The organism is Kitasatospora sp. NPDC004289, from assembly GCF_053602875.1.
Window position 1 is genome coordinate 1 of sequence record NZ_JBSGEL010000111.1, and the last position, 17,558, is coordinate 17,558.

Here is a 17,558-nt window from a genome sequence, read left to right on the forward strand (position 1 = left end):
CGTGGCCGACCTGATGCGGGCGGCCCGGCGCATCCTCACCGAGCTGATCTCCGACCGGGACGCGCTGCTCGCCGAGCTGCGGGCGGCCGGGAACTACTGGAGATCGATGTCCACGCACCCCCTCCCCCTCCTGATGCTCCATCACGCGGGCGGATCCGCAAGCTACTTCGACGTGCTGGCCAAGGCCCTGCCGCCGGAGATCCGGCCCGTCGCGGTGGATCTGCCGGGGCGAGGCCGTCGGTGGCGGGAGGCGCCCGCCACCACGATGAACGAAGCCGTCGACGCGTTGCTGGACGGTGTCGCCGAGCTCGACGCCCCGTTCGCCGTCTTCGGGCACAGCCTGGGGGCCTACGTCGGCCTGTCACTGGCGGCCCGGTTGGAGGAGACCGGCGCCGCGAACCGGTGCGTCACCCTGTTCGCCTCCGCGAACTCCGGCCCGCGGGGGGCGGTCCTGCCCTTCGACGGCTCGCCCCTGACGACCAGTGACGAGGAGATCTTCCGCATCGCGGCGGAGTCCGGCGGCGGAGTCCCCCGGACGATCCTCGACCACCCGCAGCTCCGGCGCAGGACCGCCGATCTGCTCCGTGCGGACTTCTCGATCTCCGAGTCCTTCCTGGCCAAGGACCGGCAGACCGTCACCGAGGCGGACATCGTGGTCTGCTACGGCGCCGACGACATCTTCACGGCCGACCAGCTCGACCTGTGGCGTCTCAACACCACGCAGTCCTCGCAGATCCACCTCTTCCCCGGCGGTCACTTCTACGTCGAGGAGAACGCCACCGCCCTGGCCGAGCTCATCGCGCGGCGATTGCTCGCTCCGGTGGCGTGAGCGGGGACGAGCTCGGCCGGCTGCTGGTCTCGTTGGCGCACCGGGCCGGGCTGGTGAGCGGCTTCGCGATCGGTGTACGGCGGATCGCCGACCTCGACGTACCGGCGCGGGTCCCGGAACTCGAGCGGGGATTCCGCGTCTCCGAGCGCCGGCGGCGGGAGTTCACGGCCGGCCGGGCCGCGGCCGCCGAGGGCCTCGCCCGGCTGGGCGGGCCGCGGCGGACCGTGGCCAGATCGGCCCGCGGGGTGCCGGTCTGGCCGTCGGGGTCGGTCGGCAGCATCTCCCACACGAAGGCCTGGGCCGTCGCGCTCGTCGCCGACTCCGCCGTCGCCCGCCGTTGTGGGGTGGACATCGAGGAGGCCGCCGCGGCGGATCCGTCGGCTCAGCGGCTCTGCGCCCGGGAAGCGGCGTACAAGACGCTCTCACCCGGCACCGGACTGCCCTTCCGTCCCGACGACTGGCCGCTCCTGGAGGCCGGCCCGGCCACCGACAGCTGGACCGTCGGAGTCCCCGGACCCTTTCGAACAGGTGACCCCGCTCTGGACGTGGTCACCGGCTGGGTCTCGGGCGTCCACGCGGCGCTGACCGTGACCCTCCGTCCGGATCCCGGCCCCCACAACGCCTGACCCACCCCGAAGGGGCGCCCGGAGCACACCAGCTCCGAGCGCCCCTTCGGCGTTCGCGCGAACAGATGATCCCGGGGGCGCGAGGCGGTGATCCCGGGCACGCGAGGCGGTGATCCCGGGGGCGCGAGGAACTGCGCGAAGGGGGACGGCAGCACCTGCACCTGGCCGGCAGTGGGTCGGTTGCACGTGAGGGGCCTTCCGCCTCGCGCAGTTCCTCGCGCCCCCGGCATCACCACGTACGTCCTCGCGCCCCGGAGAACGCGAGGGCGCCCCCGTGGTGACGGTTCGTCACTACGGGGGCGCCCTCGTGGGTGGTGCTGTTTAGTTGTCGCCGTCCTCGTCGATGAGGAAGCCGCGCATCGGGGCCGGAGCCTGCTGCATCGGCTGCGGCGGCTGCGGGCGGACCGCGGCCATCGGCTGGGTCATCCCGGCGGGAGCCATCTGCGCGGCGCCGGTGGGAGCACCGGTCGGCTGGCCGCCGAAGGAGGGCTGGCCGTTGCCGCCGAAGGAGTTCTGTCCGCCGAAGGACGGCTGGGCGCCGCCGCCGAAGGAGTTCTGACCGCCGAAGGACGGCTGGCTGCTCATCGCGGAGGAGCCGGCCGGCGGGAGCGAGGCGGTGGCCGGGATCCGCGGCGGGGCCAGCGAGTCGTCCGCCTGCGACTCCAGCTGGCGCAGCTGGGTCTCCAGGTAGGACTTCAGGCGGGTGCGGTACTCGCGCTCGAAGGCGCGCAGGTCCTCGACCTTGCGCTCCAGGGTGGCGCGGGCGGACTCCAGGGAGCCCATCGCGACGCGGTGCTTCTCCTGCGCGTCCCGCTCCAGGGCGTCGGCCTTGGCGCGGGCGTCCCGCTCCAGGCCCTCGGCGCGGCTGCGGGCCTCGCCGACGATCTTGTTGGCCTCGGAGCGCGCCTCGGAGATCGCCTGGTCGGCGGTCTGCTGGGCGAGGGCGAGCACGCGGGCGGCGCTGTCGCCACCGGGCTGCTGCTGCGGCTGGGGCTGCATCGGACCGCCGAGCGGGCCGCCGAGCTGCTGCTGCATCGGACCGCCCATGGGCTGGAGCTGCTGCCCGCCCATGGTCTGGCCCATCTGCTGCGGCTGACCCATCGGCTGGAGCATCTGGCCGCCCATCGGCTGGACCAGCTGCTGCTGGCCGCCCATGGTCTGGCCCATCTGCTGCGGCTGACCCATCTGCTGCATGGGCTGCATCTGCTGCGGCTGGCCCATCGGACCGCCCTGGCCGGCCGGCAGCTGCGGGGCGCCCGAGGGCAGGCCGAGCGGCTGGTGGCCCTGCTGCTGCGGGGGCTGCTGCATCTGCGGCTGGCCCGGCACCGGCGGGCCGGATATGGCGGCCGGGACGGGGGCGCCCTGCTGGCGTCCGTCCTGCGGCTGCTGCTCCTTGCGCATGTTCGCCTGGTTCTGCGCGGCGGCACGGGTCGCGGCGGCCAGCTTGGCGCGCAGGTCCTCGTTCTCGCGGAGCAGGCGGGTCAGTTCGGCTTCGACCTCGTCGAGGAAGGCATCGACCTCGTCCTCGTCATAGCCTTCACGCAGGCGGACGGTCGTGAACTGCTTGTTCCGAACGTCCTCGGGGGTCAACGGCATCTCTTCACCTCAACGTGATCGTCGGCATCAGCGGCATCCTGTGGCAGCGCTCAAGACGGCAGAGTCAGCACGAGCGATCTCAGGACAAACACAATGATCATCAGTACGAAGAAGGACAGGTCGAGCGCCACGCCCCCGAAACGCAACGGCGGGATGAAACGCCGAAGAAGCTTGAGCGGCGGATCGGTGACAGTGTACGTGGCCTCCAGGACGACGACCATGGTCTTCCCGGGACGCCACGAGCGGGCGAACTGGAAGACCCAGTCCATCACCAGACGGAAGAGGAGGACGAGCAGGAAGGCGCTCAGTGCGTAGTAGAGCACTGCCCGCACGATCCCCATCGAGTCTCCCTCTCCCTGGTCCTTCTGTCCCGCTCTTAACGGACGGTCCGTCAGCCGCGTTCCACTGCCATCAGATCCACACATGAAGTCGTGGCCGGGTCAGCTCTGGTTGAAGAACCCACCCTCGGCGATCCGAGCCTTGTCCTCCGCCGTTACGTCGACGTTAGCAGGAGACAGCAGGAACACCTTCTGTGTCACTCGCTCGATACTGCCGTGCAGACCGAAGACGAGTCCAGCGGCGAAGTCTACGAGCCGCTTGGCGTCCGTGTCGTCCATCTCGGTCAGATTCATGATCACGGGGGTGCCGCCGCGGAACTGTTCCCCGATGGTACGGGCCTCGTTGTAGGTCCTGGGGTGCAGCGTGGTGATGCGGTAGGGCTCGCGTTCGTTGACGACCTTGGGCATGATCACCGGGCTGCTCTTCTCCAGGTTGTGGCGGCGTTCGGGTGTGATGGACGACACTGGCGCCATCCGCGGCGGCTCCTGCCGGATCGGCACCGCGGCCGGGACGGGCTGGGGCGCGATGTGCGCGACCGGCGCCGGGGCGGGCGCCGCGGGGGCGGGCCGGTCCAGGCCCTCGGTCCGTCCGGTCCGGATCGGCTCGGGGTCCGCGTCGTAGTCGTCGTCGGGGTCGTACCCCTGGCCGTCGTACGTCTCGTCCTCCACGAGGCCGAGGTAGACCGCCATCTTGCGCATCGCGCCGGCCATGCTCCCGTCTCCTCCGCTCGGTGGTGGATCGATCCGGCCTTCGCCTGCGGTCCCCGCGCGCGCCCGACACCCCGTCAGGGGGCTTGGGCGGGGGCGGACTTCCGTCGATCCACGGTTGCCAGCGCTGTAGGCAGCTGCTGGGTTCTGTCCTGTTTTGTCCTGCAGTCTGATCTACTTACCCGCTGACGTTACCGGAGCGTCGGGCGCACTCCGAGCACCGCCGTCCCGACACGCACGTGCGTCGCCCCGGCGGCCACCGCCTGCTCCAAGTCCCCGCTCATCCCTGCCGAGACCATCGTGGCAGCCGGGTGGCTCCCGCGTACGGCGGTTGCGATTTCCGTCAGCCGCTCGAAGGCCTTGGCCGGGTCGCCCGCCAGCGGCCCGGCCAGCGGAGCGACGGTCATCACACCGTCCAGGCGCAGCCCGGGCGTGTCGGCGATGGCATCGGCCAGCGCGAGCACCTCGTCGGGGGCGGCCCCGGCCCGGCCCTCGCCCTCTCCGCTCTCCTTGTCCAGGGCGACCTGGACCAGGCAACCGAGCGGCGGGCGTTCGGCGTTGCGCACCGCGGCGGCCAGCGACTCGACCAGCCGCGGACGGTCGACGGAGTGCACGTGGTTGGCGTAGCGCACCACCGAGCGCACCTTGTTGGTCTGCAGCTGGCCCACGAAGTGCCAGTCCAGCGGCAGTTCGCGGCAGGTCTCGGCCTTGGGGGCGGCGTCCTGGTCACGGTTCTCGGCGACGTCGGTGACGCCGAGCGCGGCCAACAGGGCGGTGTCCTCGGCGGGGTAGGTCTTGGTGACCACCACCAGCCGCACCTCCTCGCGGGCCCGCCCGGCGGCGGCGCAGGCGTCGGCGATCCGGCGCTCCACGACCTCCAGGTTGGTGCCGAGCTCCTCGTACCGGGCGCGCTGACGGTCGGTCAGCGCGGCCAGGAAGTCCGGGCCGCCCGGGAAGGGTCCGTACAGATCAGTCATGGTCGCCTCGGTGGGGTTCGCCGGGAGGAGCGATCAGATGATCGCACCCCGGACCGCACGATGCCCACCGTGTTCCCGCCCTGGGACGGGGACGCGGTGGGCATCGGCGCGTGGTCTGTTACTTGAGGAAGTCCGGCACGTCGAGCTCCTCGGCGGGGCTCTCCACGAAGGGCTGGCGGGCCGGCTGGACCTGCGGCGGCACCGGCGGGGCGGTGGCGGTCGCCGTCTCGGCCGGGGCCTCCTTCGGACGCTCCGTCACCGATCCGAGGCCGCCGCCGTAGGTGGCCGGCCGGGTGGTGGGGCGCTCCGGCGTGGTGGAGGCCGGGGTGGACTTCACCACCGGGTCGCGGACGATGGCCGGCGGCTGGCCGCCGTCGAAGCCGGCCGCGATCACGGTGACCCGGACCTCGTCGCCGAGGGCGTCGTCGATGACCGCACCGAAGATGATGTTGGCCTCGGGGTGGGCGGCCTCGCTGACCAGCTGGGCCGACTCGTTGATCTCGAACAGGCCGAGGTCGGAGCCGCCGGAGATGGAGAGCAGCACGCCGCGGGCGCCGTCGATGGACGCCTCCAGCAGCGGGGAGGAGATGGCCATCACCGCGGCGGCCTTGGCGCGGTCCTCGCCGCGGGCCGAGCCGATGCCCATCAGGGCCGAACCGGCGTCGGACATGACCGACTTGACGTCGGCGAAGTCGAGGTTGATCAGGCCCGGGGTGGTGATCAGGTCGGTGATGCCCTGGACGCCCGAGAGGAGCACCTGGTCGGCCGAGCGGAACGCGTCGAGCACCGAGACCTGGCGGTCCGAGATGGAGAGCAGCCGGTCGTTGGGGATGACGATCAGGGTGTCGACCTCTTCGCGCAGCTGCGCGATGCCGTCCTCGGCCTGGTTGGCCCGGCGGCGGCCCTCGAAGGTGAAGGGGCGGGTGACCACGCCGATGGTGAGCGCGCCGAGCGAGCGGGCGATGTTCGCCACCACGGGGGCACCACCGGTGCCGGTGCCGCCGCCCTCGCCGGCCGTCACGAAGACCATGTCGGCCCCCTTGAGGACCTCCTCGATCTCCTCGCGGTGGTCCTCGGCGGCCTTGCGGCCGACCTCGGGGTTGGCCCCGGCGCCGAGGCCCCGGGTGAGTTCACGGCCCACGTCGAGCTTGACGTCGGCGTCGCTCATCAGGAGGGCCTGCGCATCGGTGTTGATCGCGATGAACTCGACGCCCTTGAGACCGACCTCGATCATCCGGTTGATGGCGTTGACACCACCGCCGCCGATACCGACGACCTTGATGACTGCGAGGTAGTTCTGCGGTGCTGCCACGTCGAAGGCCTCTCGCCTCGAGATTCCGGGTCGCCCGCACCGGTTGGCGCGGTCCGACGGATGTCGATGGGTGGGGAGCCCGAGTGATTCCTGACTGTATGTCCGAAATTCCGACCACCGACCCGAACCCTAAACTTGACCTTTAGGGTTGCAGCTGTGCCTGCGTCACATCACCGTGGGACACAGCCTGGTGACACAGGACACTATGGCGGCGAGCGGGCCGTGTTCAACGAACACGCCGAGCTTCCCGTTTTTCTTTTGAGCCTATGTGATCATCCATTGCCGGGTGAAACCGGGGTGACCACCAAGAGTCGGGCCGGAGCTGCTGCTCCGTCAACACCTCCTCCGGGAGGAGAACTTACCGGATCTTCCGGGCCCGACGGGCCGTCAACCCCCGATACCGGGCGCTTCCGGGGCGCTCACGTCGTAGATCCGGGCCTTCCTGACCAGCAGCGCGGTGAGCACCTGCGCCTTGCGCGCGGTCCGCTCCGCGCTCCCCCAGCGCACCACGGCACCGTCGGCCAGCTGGAGTTGGATGTCGTCGAAGGACTGCACCTTCACGCTGCCGGCCTGCTTGCGGACCGCCTCCGGCAGGCCCGCCGCGACGGTGATCGCCGAGCGCAGCAGCTCCTCCCGGGGGAACACCGCCGCGGCGTCGTTCGCCTGCTGACTGAGCGCCAGCTCCACCACCGGCACCCCCTCGGGAGCGGCGTCCTCGGTGGCGAAGGTGAAGCCGGCCGCGTCGACCTGGCCGTACCTGCCCTCCGGGGTCCTGACGGCGGCCACCGCCCGGCGCTCGGTCACCTTGATCCGCAGGGTGTGCGGCCAGCCGCGCCAGACCTCGGCCTTGGCCACCCGGGGCAGCGCCTCCACCCGGCGTTCGGCCTCGTCCAGGTCGATCCTGGCCAGCGGCCCCTGCTCGCCGTCACCGAGTGCCTCGCGCACCTGGTGGGCCGTCAGCTTGTCGCCCACCAGGCCCTGGACGGCGACCACCCGGACGTCCAGCACCGAGGAGAAGAACACCAGCCAGCCGAGCACGCCCAGGACCAGTGCCCCGAACGCGCTCAGCACCACGATCCCCCGCCGGGAGAGCCGGAGCCGGGGCGGGTACTCGCCGTCGGCCTCCTCGTCCTCCTCGACGGGGTCGAGGACCGGCGTCTCAGCCACGGCGGCCCCGCCGGGAGGCCTCGATCGCCTCGTACACCATCCCGACCAGCAGGTCGTCGGCGTCCCGGCGGCCGAACTCGGCGGCGGCCCGGCTCATCTCCCAGAGCTTCTGCGGGGCGGTCAGCACCGGGAGGACGTTCTGCAGCACCCACTCCGGGGTCAGCTCGGCGTCGTCCACCAGCAGGCCGCCGCCCGCCTTGACCATCGGCTGGGCGTTCAGCCGCTGCTCGCCGTTGCCGATCGGCAGCGGCACGAAGGCGGCGGGCAGGCCGACGGCGGCCAGCTCGGCCACGGTCATCGCGCCGGCCCGGCAGAGCATCAGGTCGGCGGCGGCGTAGGCGAGGTCCATCCGGTCCACGTAGGGGACGGCCCGGTACGGCGGCATCCCGGGGATGTCGTCGATCACCGGCAGCTCGTTCTTCGGTCCGACCGCGTGCAGCACCTGGACCCCGTACTGCTGGAGCCGGGGGGCGATGGTCTCGATGGTCTGGTTCAGCCGGCGGGCGCCCTGCGAACCGCCGGAGACCAGCAGGGTGGGCAGCCGCTGGTCGAGGCCGAAGTACGCCCGGGCCTCCGGGCGGACGGCGTTGCGGTCCAGGGTGGCGATGGTGCGGCGCAGCGGGATGCCGATGTACCGGGAGTCGCGCAGCTTGGAGTCCGGGGTGGAGACCGCGACGAAGTCGGAGTACCGGGCGCCGATCTTGTTGGCCAGACCGGGCCGGGCGTTGGCCTCGTGCACCACGATCGGGACCCCGGCGCGCTTGGCGGCGAGGTAGGCGGGCATCGCCACGTAGCCGCCGAAGCCGACCACCGCGTCGGCCTTCACCCGCTCGATGATCGCCTGGGCGGCCCGGACGGTGGAGCGCAGCCGGCCCGGGACGGTGATCAGCTCGGGGGTGGGCTTGCGCGGCAGCGGCACGGCCGGGATCAGCTCCAGCTGGTAGCCGCGTTCGGGCACCAGCCGGGTCTCCAGGCCGCGTTCGGTGCCCAGGGCGGTGATCCCGATGGACGGGTCGTGCCGGCGGAGGGCGTCCGCGAGGGCCATGGCCGGCTCGATGTGACCGGCGGTCCCGCCGCCTGCGAGTACGACATGCACCGAAATTCACCGCTCCCTGCGCTTCGGCCTCGCGGCCCCGCGCCCCGTGGTTCGTCCTGGCAGCACCCGGTTCAGGACCGACCTGAACCGGCTGTTCTTGCTCCGCGCGGCCAGCGCCGCCCTGGCCTCCGGCGAGCTGCGCGCGAAGCAGAGCAGCACCCCGACGGCGCACAGGGCCGACAGCATCGCAGACCCGCCGTAGGAGAACAGCGGGAGGGGCACGCCCGCGATGGGCAGCAGTCCCAGCGCCGACCCCAGGTTGACCATGGCCTGGGCCATGATCCAGGTGGTGACGGCTCCCGCGGCGTACCTGACGAAGGGGTCCTTCGTACCGCTGGCCACTCGGATACCCGCGTAGCCTAGTGCCGCGAAGAGCCCGAGGACCGACAGCGTCCCCACCAGTCCGAGCTCCTCGCCGGTCGCGGCGAAGATGAAGTCGGTGTGGGCCTCCGGGAGTTGGCCCCACTTCTCGACCCCGGCGCCGATGCCGGAGCCGAACGGGCCGCCGGCCGCGAAGGCGTAGAGGCCGTGCAGGGCCTGGAAGCAGTTGACGTTCGGGTCCGGCTTGGTGACGCCGATGCAGGCCAGCCGGTCCATCCGGTGCGGCACGGTGATGACCAGGGCGGTGCAGGCCACCACGGCGATGCCGAGCACCGCGGCGAACAGCCGCAGCGGGGCGCCGACCGTCCAGAGCAGGCCGAACAGCATGGCGATCAGGATCATCGTGGTGCCCATGTCGCCGCCGAGCATGATCAGCAGCATCAGCAGCAGGGTGCCGGGCACCAGCGGGACCAGCAGGTGCTTCCACTGGTCGAGCATGTGGGTCTTCTGCTTGCGGGCCAGCAGGTCGGCCGCCCACAGGGCGAGCGCGAGCTTGGCGAACTCGGAGGGCTGGAGCTGGAGCAGGCCGAGGTCCAGCCAGTTGCGGTTGCCGCCGACCTCCTTGCCGATGCCGGGGATCGCGACCAGCACCAGGGCGGCCGTCACCCCGAGCACCACCGGGTAGACCAGCATCCGCAGCAGCTTGACCGGCATCAGGGCGAACAGCACCAGGCCGACCAGGCCCATCAGCACCGCGATGAACTGCTTGCCCACGAAGAAGGTGGCCGGCAGGCCCCAGCGGACGGCCAGGATCTGCGAGGAGGAGAAGACCATGCTGAGCCCGAGCACCAGCAGCAGCAGGGCCGAACCGACGATCAGCAGGTACGGGGTGAGCGGACGGGAGAGCAGGTAGGCCACCCGGCCGCGGAACTGCCGCAGCCGGGTGACCGGGTCGGCCGCCTTGAAGGTGGCACTGCTGGCCGAGATGACCGGCGCCTGCCACGGGCCTCGCTCCGGGGCCTGACCCGCCATCACACCGCTCCCCCGTCTTGGTACTCGACTCGTTACAGCGCCCGGACCGCCTCGGCGAAGAGGTCGCCGCGCTCGCCGTAGTTGGTGAACATGTCCATCGAGGCACAGGCCGGGGCCAGCAGGACGGTGTCGCCCTCCCGGGCCAGTCCTGCGGCAACGCGGACCACCTCGGTCATCGCCACGGCGCCAGTCTGACCGGCCGCCGCCTCGATCACCGGGACATCCGGGGCGTGTCGGGCCAGGGCCTCCGCGATCAGCGCCCGGTCCTCGCCGATCAGCACCGCGGCCCGCAGCCGGCCCGCGGCGCCCCCCACCAGCTCGTCGAAGGTCGCCCCCTTGGCCAGCCCGCCGGCGATCCAGACCACCGGCTCGTAGGCGGCCAACGAGGCCGCCGCCGCATGGGTGTTGGTGGCCTTGGAGTCGTCCACGTAGGTGACCCCGCCGACCACCGCGACCTCGGCGATCCGGTGCGCGTCGGGGCGGAAGGCCCGCAGGCCGTCCCGGACGGCGGAGGTGTCCACCCCGTAGGCCCGGGCCAGCGCCGCCGCCGCCAGGGCGTTGGTGACGTTGTGCGGCGCGGGCGGGTGCACGTCGGAGACGGCGCCGATCTCGGCCGCGTTCTTGTGCCGGTCGGGCACGAAGGCGCGGTCCACCAGCAGGCCGTCCACCACGCCGAAGTCGGACGGGCCGGGCGAGCCGAGGCCGAAGCCGACGGCCCGGCAGCCCTCCTCGACGTCGGCCTCCTCGACCAGCGCGCGGGTGGCCGGGTCGGCCAGGTTGTAGACGCAGGCCACCCGGTTGCCCTGGTAGATCCGGCCCTTGTCGGCCGCGTAGGCCTCCATCGAGCCGTGCCAGTCCAGGTGGTCGGGGGCCAGGTTGAGCACCACGGCCGAGTGCGGGCGCAGGCTGGGCGCCCAGTGCAGCTGGTAGCTGGAGAGCTCGACCGCCAGCACCTCGTACGGCTCCCCGGCCAGCACCGCGTCCAGCACCGAGACGCCGACGTTGCCGACCGCGGCGGTGCGCTTGCCGGCCGCCGTCAGGATCGAGGCGAGCATCTGGACGGTGGTGGTCTTGCCGTTGGTGCCGGTGACGGCCAGCCAGGGGGCCGGCTCGTCGGTGCCCGGCAGCGGCCTGCGCAGCCGCCAGGCCAGCTCGACGTCGCCCCAGACCTCGACCCCGGCCGCCTCGGCGGCCAGGAAGAGCGGGCTGTTCGGCGGCCAGCCGGGCGAGGTGACGACCAGTCGGGTCCCCTCGGGGAGGGTGGCACCGTCGCCGAGCCGCACCGCGATGCCCTCGCCGAGCTGCTCGGCGCGCCCGCGCAGGCCCTCGCCGTCGCCGCCGTCCACCACGGTGACCTCGGCGCCGAGGTCACGCAGCACCCGGGCGGCGGAGACGCCGGAGATGCCGAGGCCGGCCACGACGACGGGCAGGCCCTTGAAGTCGGGGTTGTGAGGGGTCGTCATCCGGTCACCCAGCCCGCGTAGAAGAGGCCGAGGCCGACCGCGACGCAGAGGCCCTGGATGATCCAGAACCGGACCACGATCAGCACCTCGCTCCACCCCTTGAGTTCGAAGTGGTGCTGGAGCGGGGCCATCTTGAAGACGCGCTTGCCGGTCATCCGGAAGGAGCCGACCTGGATGATCACCGACAGGGTGATGATCACGAACAGGCCGCCCAGCAGGGCCAGCAGCATCTCGGTGCGCGAGCAGATCGCCAGACCGGCCAGCGCGCCGCCCAGGGCCAGCGAGCCGGTGTCGCCCATGAAGATCTTGGCGGGCGAGGTGTTCCACCACAGGAAGCCGAAGCAGGAGCCCATCAGCGCGGAGGCGATGACGGCCAGGTCCAGCGGGTCGCGGACGTCGTAGCAGCTGCTGGTCGCGGTGGCCATCACGGCGCAGGTCTGGCCGTACTGCCAGACGCCGATGAAGACGTAGGCGCCGAAGACCATCACCGAGGCACCGGTGGCCAGGCCGTCGAGGCCGTCGGTGAGGTTCACGCCGTTCGACATCGCGGCGATCATGAAGTACGCCCAGATCACGAACAGCACCGGGCCGATCGACCAGCTGAAGTCCTGGACGAAGGACAGGCTGGTGGAGGCCGGGGTCAGCCCGCGGTCGTCCTTGAACTGCAGCGCCAGGATGGCGAAGGTCAGGCCGACGAACGACTGGCCGAGCAGCTTGGCCTTGGCCCGCAGGCCCAGCGAGCGCTGCTTCACGACCTTGATGTAGTCGTCCAGGAAGCCGACCAGGCCGAGCCCGGCGGTCAGGAAGAGCACCAACAGCCCTGAGGCGGTGGGCCTCTCACCCGTTATCACCTTGGTCGCGGCGTACGCGATCAGGGTGGCCAGGATGAACGCGATGCCGCCCATGGTGGGCGTGCCGCGCTTGCTCATGTGGGCCTGCGGGCCGTCGTCCCGGATCATCTGGCCGTAGCCGTGCTTGGCCAGCAGCCGGATCAGCGCCGGGGTTCCCAGCAGCGAGAGGACAAGGCCGATCAGGCCGGAGAACAGGATCTGCTTCACTGCGCGGCTCCATCGGCCAGCAGGGCCTCGGCGACCCGCTCCAGACCCACCGAACGGGAGGCCTTCACCAGGACCACGTCCCCGGGCCGCAGTTGACCCCGCAGCAGCTCCACCGCCGCGTCCGCGTCGGACACCAGCACCGACTCCTCACCCCACGAACCTTCGTTCCTCGCGCCCAGTTCCATACAGGCCGCGTCCCGTCCGCCGACCGCCACCAGCTTGGTGACGTCCAGTCGGACCGCGAGCCGCCCGATGGCGTCGTGCTCGTCGAGGCTGTCCTCGCCGAGCTCCCGCATCTCTCCGAGCACCGCGAAGGTACGGCGGCGCTCCGGGCCGCGTCCAGCCATGTTCGCCAGCGCCCGCAGCGCGGCCCGCATGGACTCGGGGTTCGCGTTGTAGGCGTCGTTGACCACGGTGACACCGTCGGCCCGTTCGACGACCTCCATGCGCCAGCGGGACAGCGCTTCCGCCTCGCCGAGGGCGGCGGCGGTGTCGTCGACGGACATCCCGAGCGCCACCGCCACCGCTGCGGCGGCGAGGGCGTTCGAAACGTGGTGCTCACCGTACAGCCGCAGGCTCACGGGTGCGGAACCGGCCGGGGTGCTCAACGTGAAGCGTGGCCGTCCGGCGTCGTCCAGGTGAACCCCGGTGGCCCGGACGTCGGCGTTCGGGCTCTCCCCGAAGTAGAGGACCTTCGCCTGCGTACGGGCCGCCATGGCCTTGACCAGCGGGTCGTCGGCGTTCAGGATCGCGGTGCCGTCGGCGGGCAGCGCCTCCACCAACTCGCCCTTGGCCTCGGCGATCCCGGCCTTGGAGCCGAACTCGCCCAGGTGCGCGGTGCCGATGTTCAGCACGGCGCCGACCACGGGCGGGGTGATGCCGCAGAGGTAGGCGATGTCGCCCTTGTGCCGGGCGCCCATCTCCATCACCAGGTGCTCGGTGGCCGGCTCGACCCGCAGCGCGGTCATCGGGTGGCCGATCTCGTTGTTCATCGAGCCGGGCGGGAAGACCGTCACGCCCTTGCGGGCCAGCACCTGGGCGATCAGGTCCTTGGTGGAGGTCTTGCCGGCCGAGCCGGTCAGCGCCACCACGGCGGCCGTGGAGCGGTCCACCACGGCCCGGGCCAGCTTACCCAGCGCCGTCTGCACGTCGTCCACCAGCACGGTGGGGACGTCCAGCTGACGGGTCGCCAGCACGGCGACCGCCCCGGCCTCGACAACCTGCGCGGCGAAGTCGTGCCCGTCCACCCGCTCGCCGACGATGGCGACGAACAGGCTTCCCGGCGTGACCTTGCGGGAATCGTGCTCCACGGTTCCGGTTACCACGGCGGCCGGGTCGGCGTTGTGCAGGGTGCCGCCGACGGCCTCGGCCACCTCGGCGAGGGTCAGTGCGATCACAGGTGCTCAACTCCCTTGGAACCACGGTGCTCGATGGCCGTGCGCAGGACCTCGCGGTCGTCGAAGGGGCGGACCTCGCCCCGGACGTACTGGCCGAGTTCGTGGCCCTTGCCCGCGACCAGGACGGTGTCCCCCGCGTGCGCGTGGGCCACCGCGTCGGCGATCGCCTCGGCGCGGTCCGGGACCACCAGGACCTCGCCGCGCTCCGTCTCCGGCACCTCGGTGGCGCCGTTCAGCATGGTGGCGAGGATCGCCAGGGCGTCCTCGGAGCGCGGGTTGTCGCTGGTGAGCACCGCCGTGTCGGCGAGCCGGGCGGCGATCGCGCCCATCGGCCCGCGCTTGAACGGGTCCCGGTCGCCGCCGCAGCCGACCACCACGTGCAGGCGGCCCTTGGTGACCTCGCGCAGCGACTCCAGGACGGCCTGCAGGGCGTCCGGCTTGTGCGCGTAGTCCACCACCGCGACGAACGGCTGCCCGGCGTCCACCCGCTCCAGCCGCCCGGGCACCCCGGGGACGGCGGCCACACCGGCGACCGCCTCGGCCAGCGGCACCCCGGCGGTCACCAGCGCGGTGATCGCGCCGAGCGCGTTGGAGACGTTGAACGGGCCCGGCAGCGGCACGCTCGCCTCGGCCGACGCGCCGTCAGGACCGGTCACCGTGAAGGTGGAGCCCAGCGGGCCCAGCTGGACGTCCAGCGCCCGCCAGTCGGCCGCCGGGTCGCCCTTGGCGGAGAAGGTGGTGACCGGGATCGGCGCCTCGGCGGCGATCCGCCGGCCGTACGCGTCGTCCTGGTTGGCCACCCCGAGGCGGGCCTTGTCGGCCTGGAACAGCTTGGCCTTGGCCCGGTAGTAGTCCTCCATGTCCGGGTGGAAGTCCAGGTGCTCCGGCGTCAGGTTGTTGAACAGCGCGACGTCGTAGACCACGCCGTCCACCCGGCCGTAGCTGAGCGCGTGGCTGGAGACCTCCATGACCACGGCCCCGGCACCCCGCTCGCCCATCACGGCGAGGATCGCGTGCAGGTCGGTGGACTCCGGGGTGGTGCGCTCGCTCTTGATCCGCTCGCTGCCGACCCGCATCTCCACCGTGCCGATGACGCCCGGGTTCAGGCCGGCCGCCTTGAGGCCGCCCTCCACCAGGTAGGCGGTGGTGGTCTTGCCGTTGGTGCCGGTCAGCCCGATCATCCGCAGGCCCTCGCTGGGGCGGCCGTACACGGCGGCGGCCAGCTCACCCATCCGGGCCCGCGGGCTCTCCACCACCAGCAGCGGCGCCCCGCAGCCGGCCGCCTGCTCGGCGCCCTCACGGTCCGTCAGCACCGCCACCGCGCCCTGCCCGACCGCCTGGGCGGCGAACCGGGCCCCGTGGTGGTTGGCGCCGGGGAAGGCCACGTAGACGTCGCCGGGCCGGACGGCCCGGGAGTCGTGGGTGACGCCGGTGACCGCCGCGCCCTCGACGGCCGGCACCCCCAGCAGTCGGGCGGCCTCGGCCAGCGGCAGGGCGGCCACGGAGGTCGGTCGGGGCGGGCTCGCGGAGATTTGATCGGGTTTCGGCACGGCCGGAAGGCTATCCGCCCCACCCCCGTGAGGGCCAAACGCGCCCCCCGGCGCGGCCGGGGACGGCTTCGGCTGAGCTTCCGTCAGGCGGGGCGAGGGCTGGGGGTCGTTCATCACGGCTTCCGCTCGACGGGGAGGTTCGGGGCCTGGCTGCCGCTGGGGGCGACGTGCAGGGACTTCAGGGTGAACTCCATCACCTGCTTGAACACCGGCCCGCAGAGCTGGCCGCCGAAGTGGCCGTTCTTCGGGTCCTGGATCACGCAGGAGACGGTGACGCGCGGGGCGTCGGCCGGCGCGAAGCCGATGAAGGAGGCGGTGTAGCCGTTGTACTTGCCGGTCTTGGGGTCCACCCGGTTGGCCGTGCCGGTCTTCCCGGCCACCCGGTAGCCCTCCACCGCCGCCTTGGTGCCGGTGCCCTGCTCGTCCGAGACCACCGACTCCAGCATCTCGGTCAGGGTCTTCGCGGTCTCCGGCTTGACCACCCGGGTCTCCTTGCCGGGCGGTGCGGCCACGTACCGCCCGTCCGCCCCGGTGGTCCCGGCCAGCAGGTTGGGCGTCACCCGCACGCCGCCGTTGGCGATCGTGGAGAACACCGAGGTGGCCTGCAGCGCGTTGACCGACAGGCCCTGGCCGAACGGGATGGTGTACTGCTGCGAGCCGTTCCAGGCCTCCGGCTTGGCCAGGATGCCCTTGGTCTCGCCGGGGAAGCCCAGCCCGGTGGACTGCCCGATCCCGAACCGGGTCAGGTAGTCGTGCAGCACCTTGTTGGAGGCCGCCTGGTCGGCGCCGAGCCGCTCGGCGGCCAGGATGGTGCCGATGTTGGAGGACTTGGCCAGCACGCCCGCCAGGGTCAGGTGCCAGGTCGGGTGGTCGATGTCGTCGTGGAAGATCCGGTCCGAGCGCTGGAGCGTGTTCGGCACCTCGACGTAGGTGTCCCAGGCCGCCGTGCCGGTGTCCAGCACCGCCGCCATCGTCATCAGCTTGGCGGTGGAGCCCGGCTCGAAGGCGTCGCCGACCGCCGCGTTGCCCAGCTGGTCCGCCTTCGCCTTGGAGAGCTCGTTCGGGTTGAAGCCCGGGGAGCCGGCCATCGCCAGGATCTGACCGGTCTTCACGTCCTGGACGACGACGTAGCCCTTCTCCGCCCCGGCGTTGGCCACCTGGTCGGTGATCGCCCGCTGGGCCGCCCACTGGATGTCCCGGTCGACGGTCAGCCGCAGGTCCGAACCCTCCACCGGGGACTGCTGGCTGCCGCCGGCCGTCGGCACCATCCGCCCGTTCACCTGGGCGTAGGTGCTGTGGCCGTCCTTGCCCGCCAACTCGCCCTGGTACTGGAGCTCCAGGCCACCGGTGCCGATGCCGTCCGCGTTCACGTAGCCGAGCAGGTTGGCGGCCAGGCCCCCGGCCGGGTAGACCCGGCGCTTGGAGTCCTGGAAGACGATCCCGGCCAGCGGATTGGCGCAGGCGGCGTCCACCGTCTGCCGGCCCCCCTGCTCGGCGGGCTTGCCGACCAGCTTGCGCTGGGCCCGGCAGGCGGCGGTGTCGGCCTGCTTGGCCAGGGTCGACTTGAGGTCGGTGATCTGCTTCTTGGTCTCCGGGCTCTGACGGGGCGCCAGCATCACCCACTGGGTCTTCGGGGTGTGCAGCAGGGCGGCCAGCTGCTCCTTGCTCCGGTTCAGGATCGGCGCCAGCAGCGCGGCCGCCTGCTCCGGGGCGTCCGGCACCAGCGACTTGTCCGGCGGGTAGAGCGAGGGGTCGGCGGTGACGTCGTACGCGTCCACCGTGGTGGCCAGCGCCACGCCGTCGGAGGACGTTATCGAACCGCGGTCGGCGGAGAGCTTGGCCTGCACGTACTTGTTCGCCTGGGCCGCGGCGGCCAGCTCGTCCGAGTCCAGCAGCTGCAGCTGGACCAGCCGGCCGGCGAAGACCGAGAAGACCGCCACCATCGCCACGCCCACCAGCCGCAGCCGCTTCTTCGGATCGCCCAGCTTGATCAGCCGCGGCTGCGGCGGGGCCGGGCGGCGGGGCCTGGGCGTGCAGGGAGGTCCGGATCTCCGCCATGGCGGCGGCGTTCTCGGCGATCGCCTGCTC

At 72.1% G+C, this 17,558-nt stretch carries 15 protein-coding genes; 2 read left to right on the top strand and 13 right to left on the bottom strand.

The window, feature by feature from the left end; translation table 11 throughout:
- Together ACWEPF_RS37490 and ACWEPF_RS37495 are read left to right on the top strand one after the other, a co-directional pair.
- The coding region (locus ACWEPF_RS37490) for a thioesterase II family protein (protein WP_452176151.1) at nucleotides 1–829 on the top strand (829 nt) is incomplete at its 5' end.
- A complete protein-coding gene (locus tag ACWEPF_RS37495; protein ID WP_452176152.1) occupies nucleotides 826–1,455 on the top strand; it encodes a hypothetical protein in 630 nt (209 codons plus the stop codon). The genes ACWEPF_RS37490 and ACWEPF_RS37495, both read left to right, overlap by 4 nt.
- A gap of 321 nt (nucleotides 1,456–1,776) precedes the next feature.
- Here ACWEPF_RS37495 and ACWEPF_RS37500 read toward each other — a convergent pair whose 3' ends face one another.
- The 13 genes from ACWEPF_RS37500 to ACWEPF_RS37560 all read right to left on the bottom strand — a co-directional run.
- The gene (locus ACWEPF_RS37500) at nucleotides 1,777–3,051 is read right to left on the bottom strand and encodes a DivIVA domain-containing protein (RefSeq protein WP_452176153.1); all 1,275 of its coding nucleotides are present in this window, start codon (nucleotides 3,049–3,051) and stop codon (nucleotides 1,777–1,779) included.
- Nucleotides 3,052–3,101: 50 nt separating this feature from the next.
- Nucleotides 3,102–3,392 (bottom strand): YggT family protein, encoded by a 291-nt coding sequence (locus ACWEPF_RS37505; protein WP_345279720.1) that lies wholly within the window; start codon nucleotides 3,390–3,392, stop codon nucleotides 3,102–3,104.
- A 99-nt stretch (nucleotides 3,393–3,491) separates the two neighbouring features.
- Nucleotides 3,492–4,100: a cell division protein SepF gene (locus ACWEPF_RS37510; RefSeq protein WP_345279722.1), complete on the bottom strand. Its 609-nt coding sequence runs from the start codon at nucleotides 4,098–4,100 to the stop codon at nucleotides 3,492–3,494.
- A gap of 188 nt (nucleotides 4,101–4,288) precedes the next feature.
- The gene (locus tag ACWEPF_RS37515; protein WP_452176154.1) at nucleotides 4,289–5,074 is read right to left on the bottom strand and encodes a YggS family pyridoxal phosphate-dependent enzyme; all 786 of its coding nucleotides are present in this window, start codon (nucleotides 5,072–5,074) and stop codon (nucleotides 4,289–4,291) included.
- A gap of 118 nt (nucleotides 5,075–5,192) precedes the next feature.
- Nucleotides 5,193–6,386: a cell division protein FtsZ gene (gene ftsZ, locus ACWEPF_RS37520; protein ID WP_452176155.1), complete on the bottom strand. Its 1,194-nt coding sequence runs from the start codon at nucleotides 6,384–6,386 to the stop codon at nucleotides 5,193–5,195.
- Between the two features lie 387 nt (nucleotides 6,387–6,773).
- On the bottom strand, nucleotides 6,774–7,553 hold the full coding sequence (locus ACWEPF_RS37525) for a cell division protein FtsQ/DivIB (protein ID WP_449796775.1): 780 nt from the start codon (nucleotides 7,551–7,553) through the stop codon (nucleotides 6,774–6,776).
- Nucleotides 7,546–8,649, bottom strand: a complete 1,104-nt coding sequence (gene murG, locus ACWEPF_RS37530; RefSeq protein WP_345279727.1) for an undecaprenyldiphospho-muramoylpentapeptide beta-N-acetylglucosaminyltransferase — start codon at nucleotides 8,647–8,649, stop codon at nucleotides 7,546–7,548. Before murG ends, ACWEPF_RS37525 begins: the two co-directional genes overlap by 8 nt.
- Before the next feature lie 6 nt (nucleotides 8,650–8,655).
- Complete coding sequence (gene ftsW / locus ACWEPF_RS37535) at nucleotides 8,656–10,002, bottom strand: putative lipid II flippase FtsW (RefSeq protein ID WP_396292285.1); 1,347 nt, start codon at nucleotides 10,000–10,002, stop codon at nucleotides 8,656–8,658.
- A gap of 32 nt (nucleotides 10,003–10,034) precedes the next feature.
- The gene (murD, locus tag ACWEPF_RS37540) at nucleotides 10,035–11,465 is read right to left on the bottom strand and encodes a UDP-N-acetylmuramoyl-L-alanine--D-glutamate ligase (RefSeq protein WP_452176156.1); all 1,431 of its coding nucleotides are present in this window, start codon (nucleotides 11,463–11,465) and stop codon (nucleotides 10,035–10,037) included.
- The gene (gene mraY / locus ACWEPF_RS37545; protein WP_452176157.1) at nucleotides 11,462–12,523 is read right to left on the bottom strand and encodes a phospho-N-acetylmuramoyl-pentapeptide-transferase; all 1,062 of its coding nucleotides are present in this window, start codon (nucleotides 12,521–12,523) and stop codon (nucleotides 11,462–11,464) included. The genes murD and mraY overlap by 4 nt, the downstream gene beginning before the upstream one ends.
- Nucleotides 12,520–13,920 carry a UDP-N-acetylmuramoyl-tripeptide--D-alanyl-D-alanine ligase gene (locus ACWEPF_RS37550; protein ID WP_452176158.1) on the bottom strand — a complete coding sequence of 467 codons (1,401 nt, stop codon included), beginning with the start codon at nucleotides 13,918–13,920 and terminating at the stop codon, nucleotides 12,520–12,522. The genes mraY and ACWEPF_RS37550 overlap by 4 nt, the downstream gene beginning before the upstream one ends.
- A complete protein-coding gene (locus ACWEPF_RS37555; protein ID WP_452176159.1) occupies nucleotides 13,917–15,584 on the bottom strand; it encodes a UDP-N-acetylmuramoyl-L-alanyl-D-glutamate--2,6-diaminopimelate ligase in 1,668 nt (555 codons plus the stop codon). Before ACWEPF_RS37555 ends, ACWEPF_RS37550 begins: the two co-directional genes overlap by 4 nt.
- Nucleotides 15,584–17,558, bottom strand: a 1,975-nt coding sequence (locus ACWEPF_RS37560; protein ID WP_452176160.1) for a peptidoglycan D,D-transpeptidase FtsI family protein, incomplete at its 5' end; no start/stop codon positions are given. The genes ACWEPF_RS37560 and ACWEPF_RS37555, both read right to left, overlap by 1 nt.

Bases quoted from the DNA above. Each gene is read 5' to 3' on its own strand.
- ACWEPF_RS37505 (WP_345279720.1), bottom strand. From the start codon at position 3,392: ATGGGGATCGTGCGGGCAGTGCTCTACTACGCACTGAGCGCCTTCCTG.
- ACWEPF_RS37510 (WP_345279722.1), bottom strand. From the start codon at position 4,100: ATGGCCGGCGCGATGCGCAAGATGGCGGTCTACCTCGGCCTCGTGGAG.
- ACWEPF_RS37555 (WP_452176159.1), bottom strand. From the start codon at position 15,584: ATGAACGACCCCCAGCCCTCGCCCCGCCTGACGGAAGCTCAGCCGAAG.
- ACWEPF_RS37515 (WP_452176154.1), bottom strand. From the start codon at position 5,074: ATGACTGATCTGTACGGACCCTTCCCGGGCGGCCCGGACTTCCTGGCC.
- ACWEPF_RS37500 (WP_452176153.1), bottom strand. From the start codon at position 3,051: ATGCCGTTGACCCCCGAGGACGTTCGGAACAAGCAGTTCACGACCGTC.
- ftsW (WP_396292285.1), bottom strand. From the start codon at position 10,002: ATGGCGGGTCAGGCCCCGGAGCGAGGCCCGTGGCAGGCGCCGGTCATC.
- murD (WP_452176156.1), bottom strand. From the start codon at position 11,465: ATGACGACCCCTCACAACCCCGACTTCAAGGGCCTGCCCGTCGTCGTG.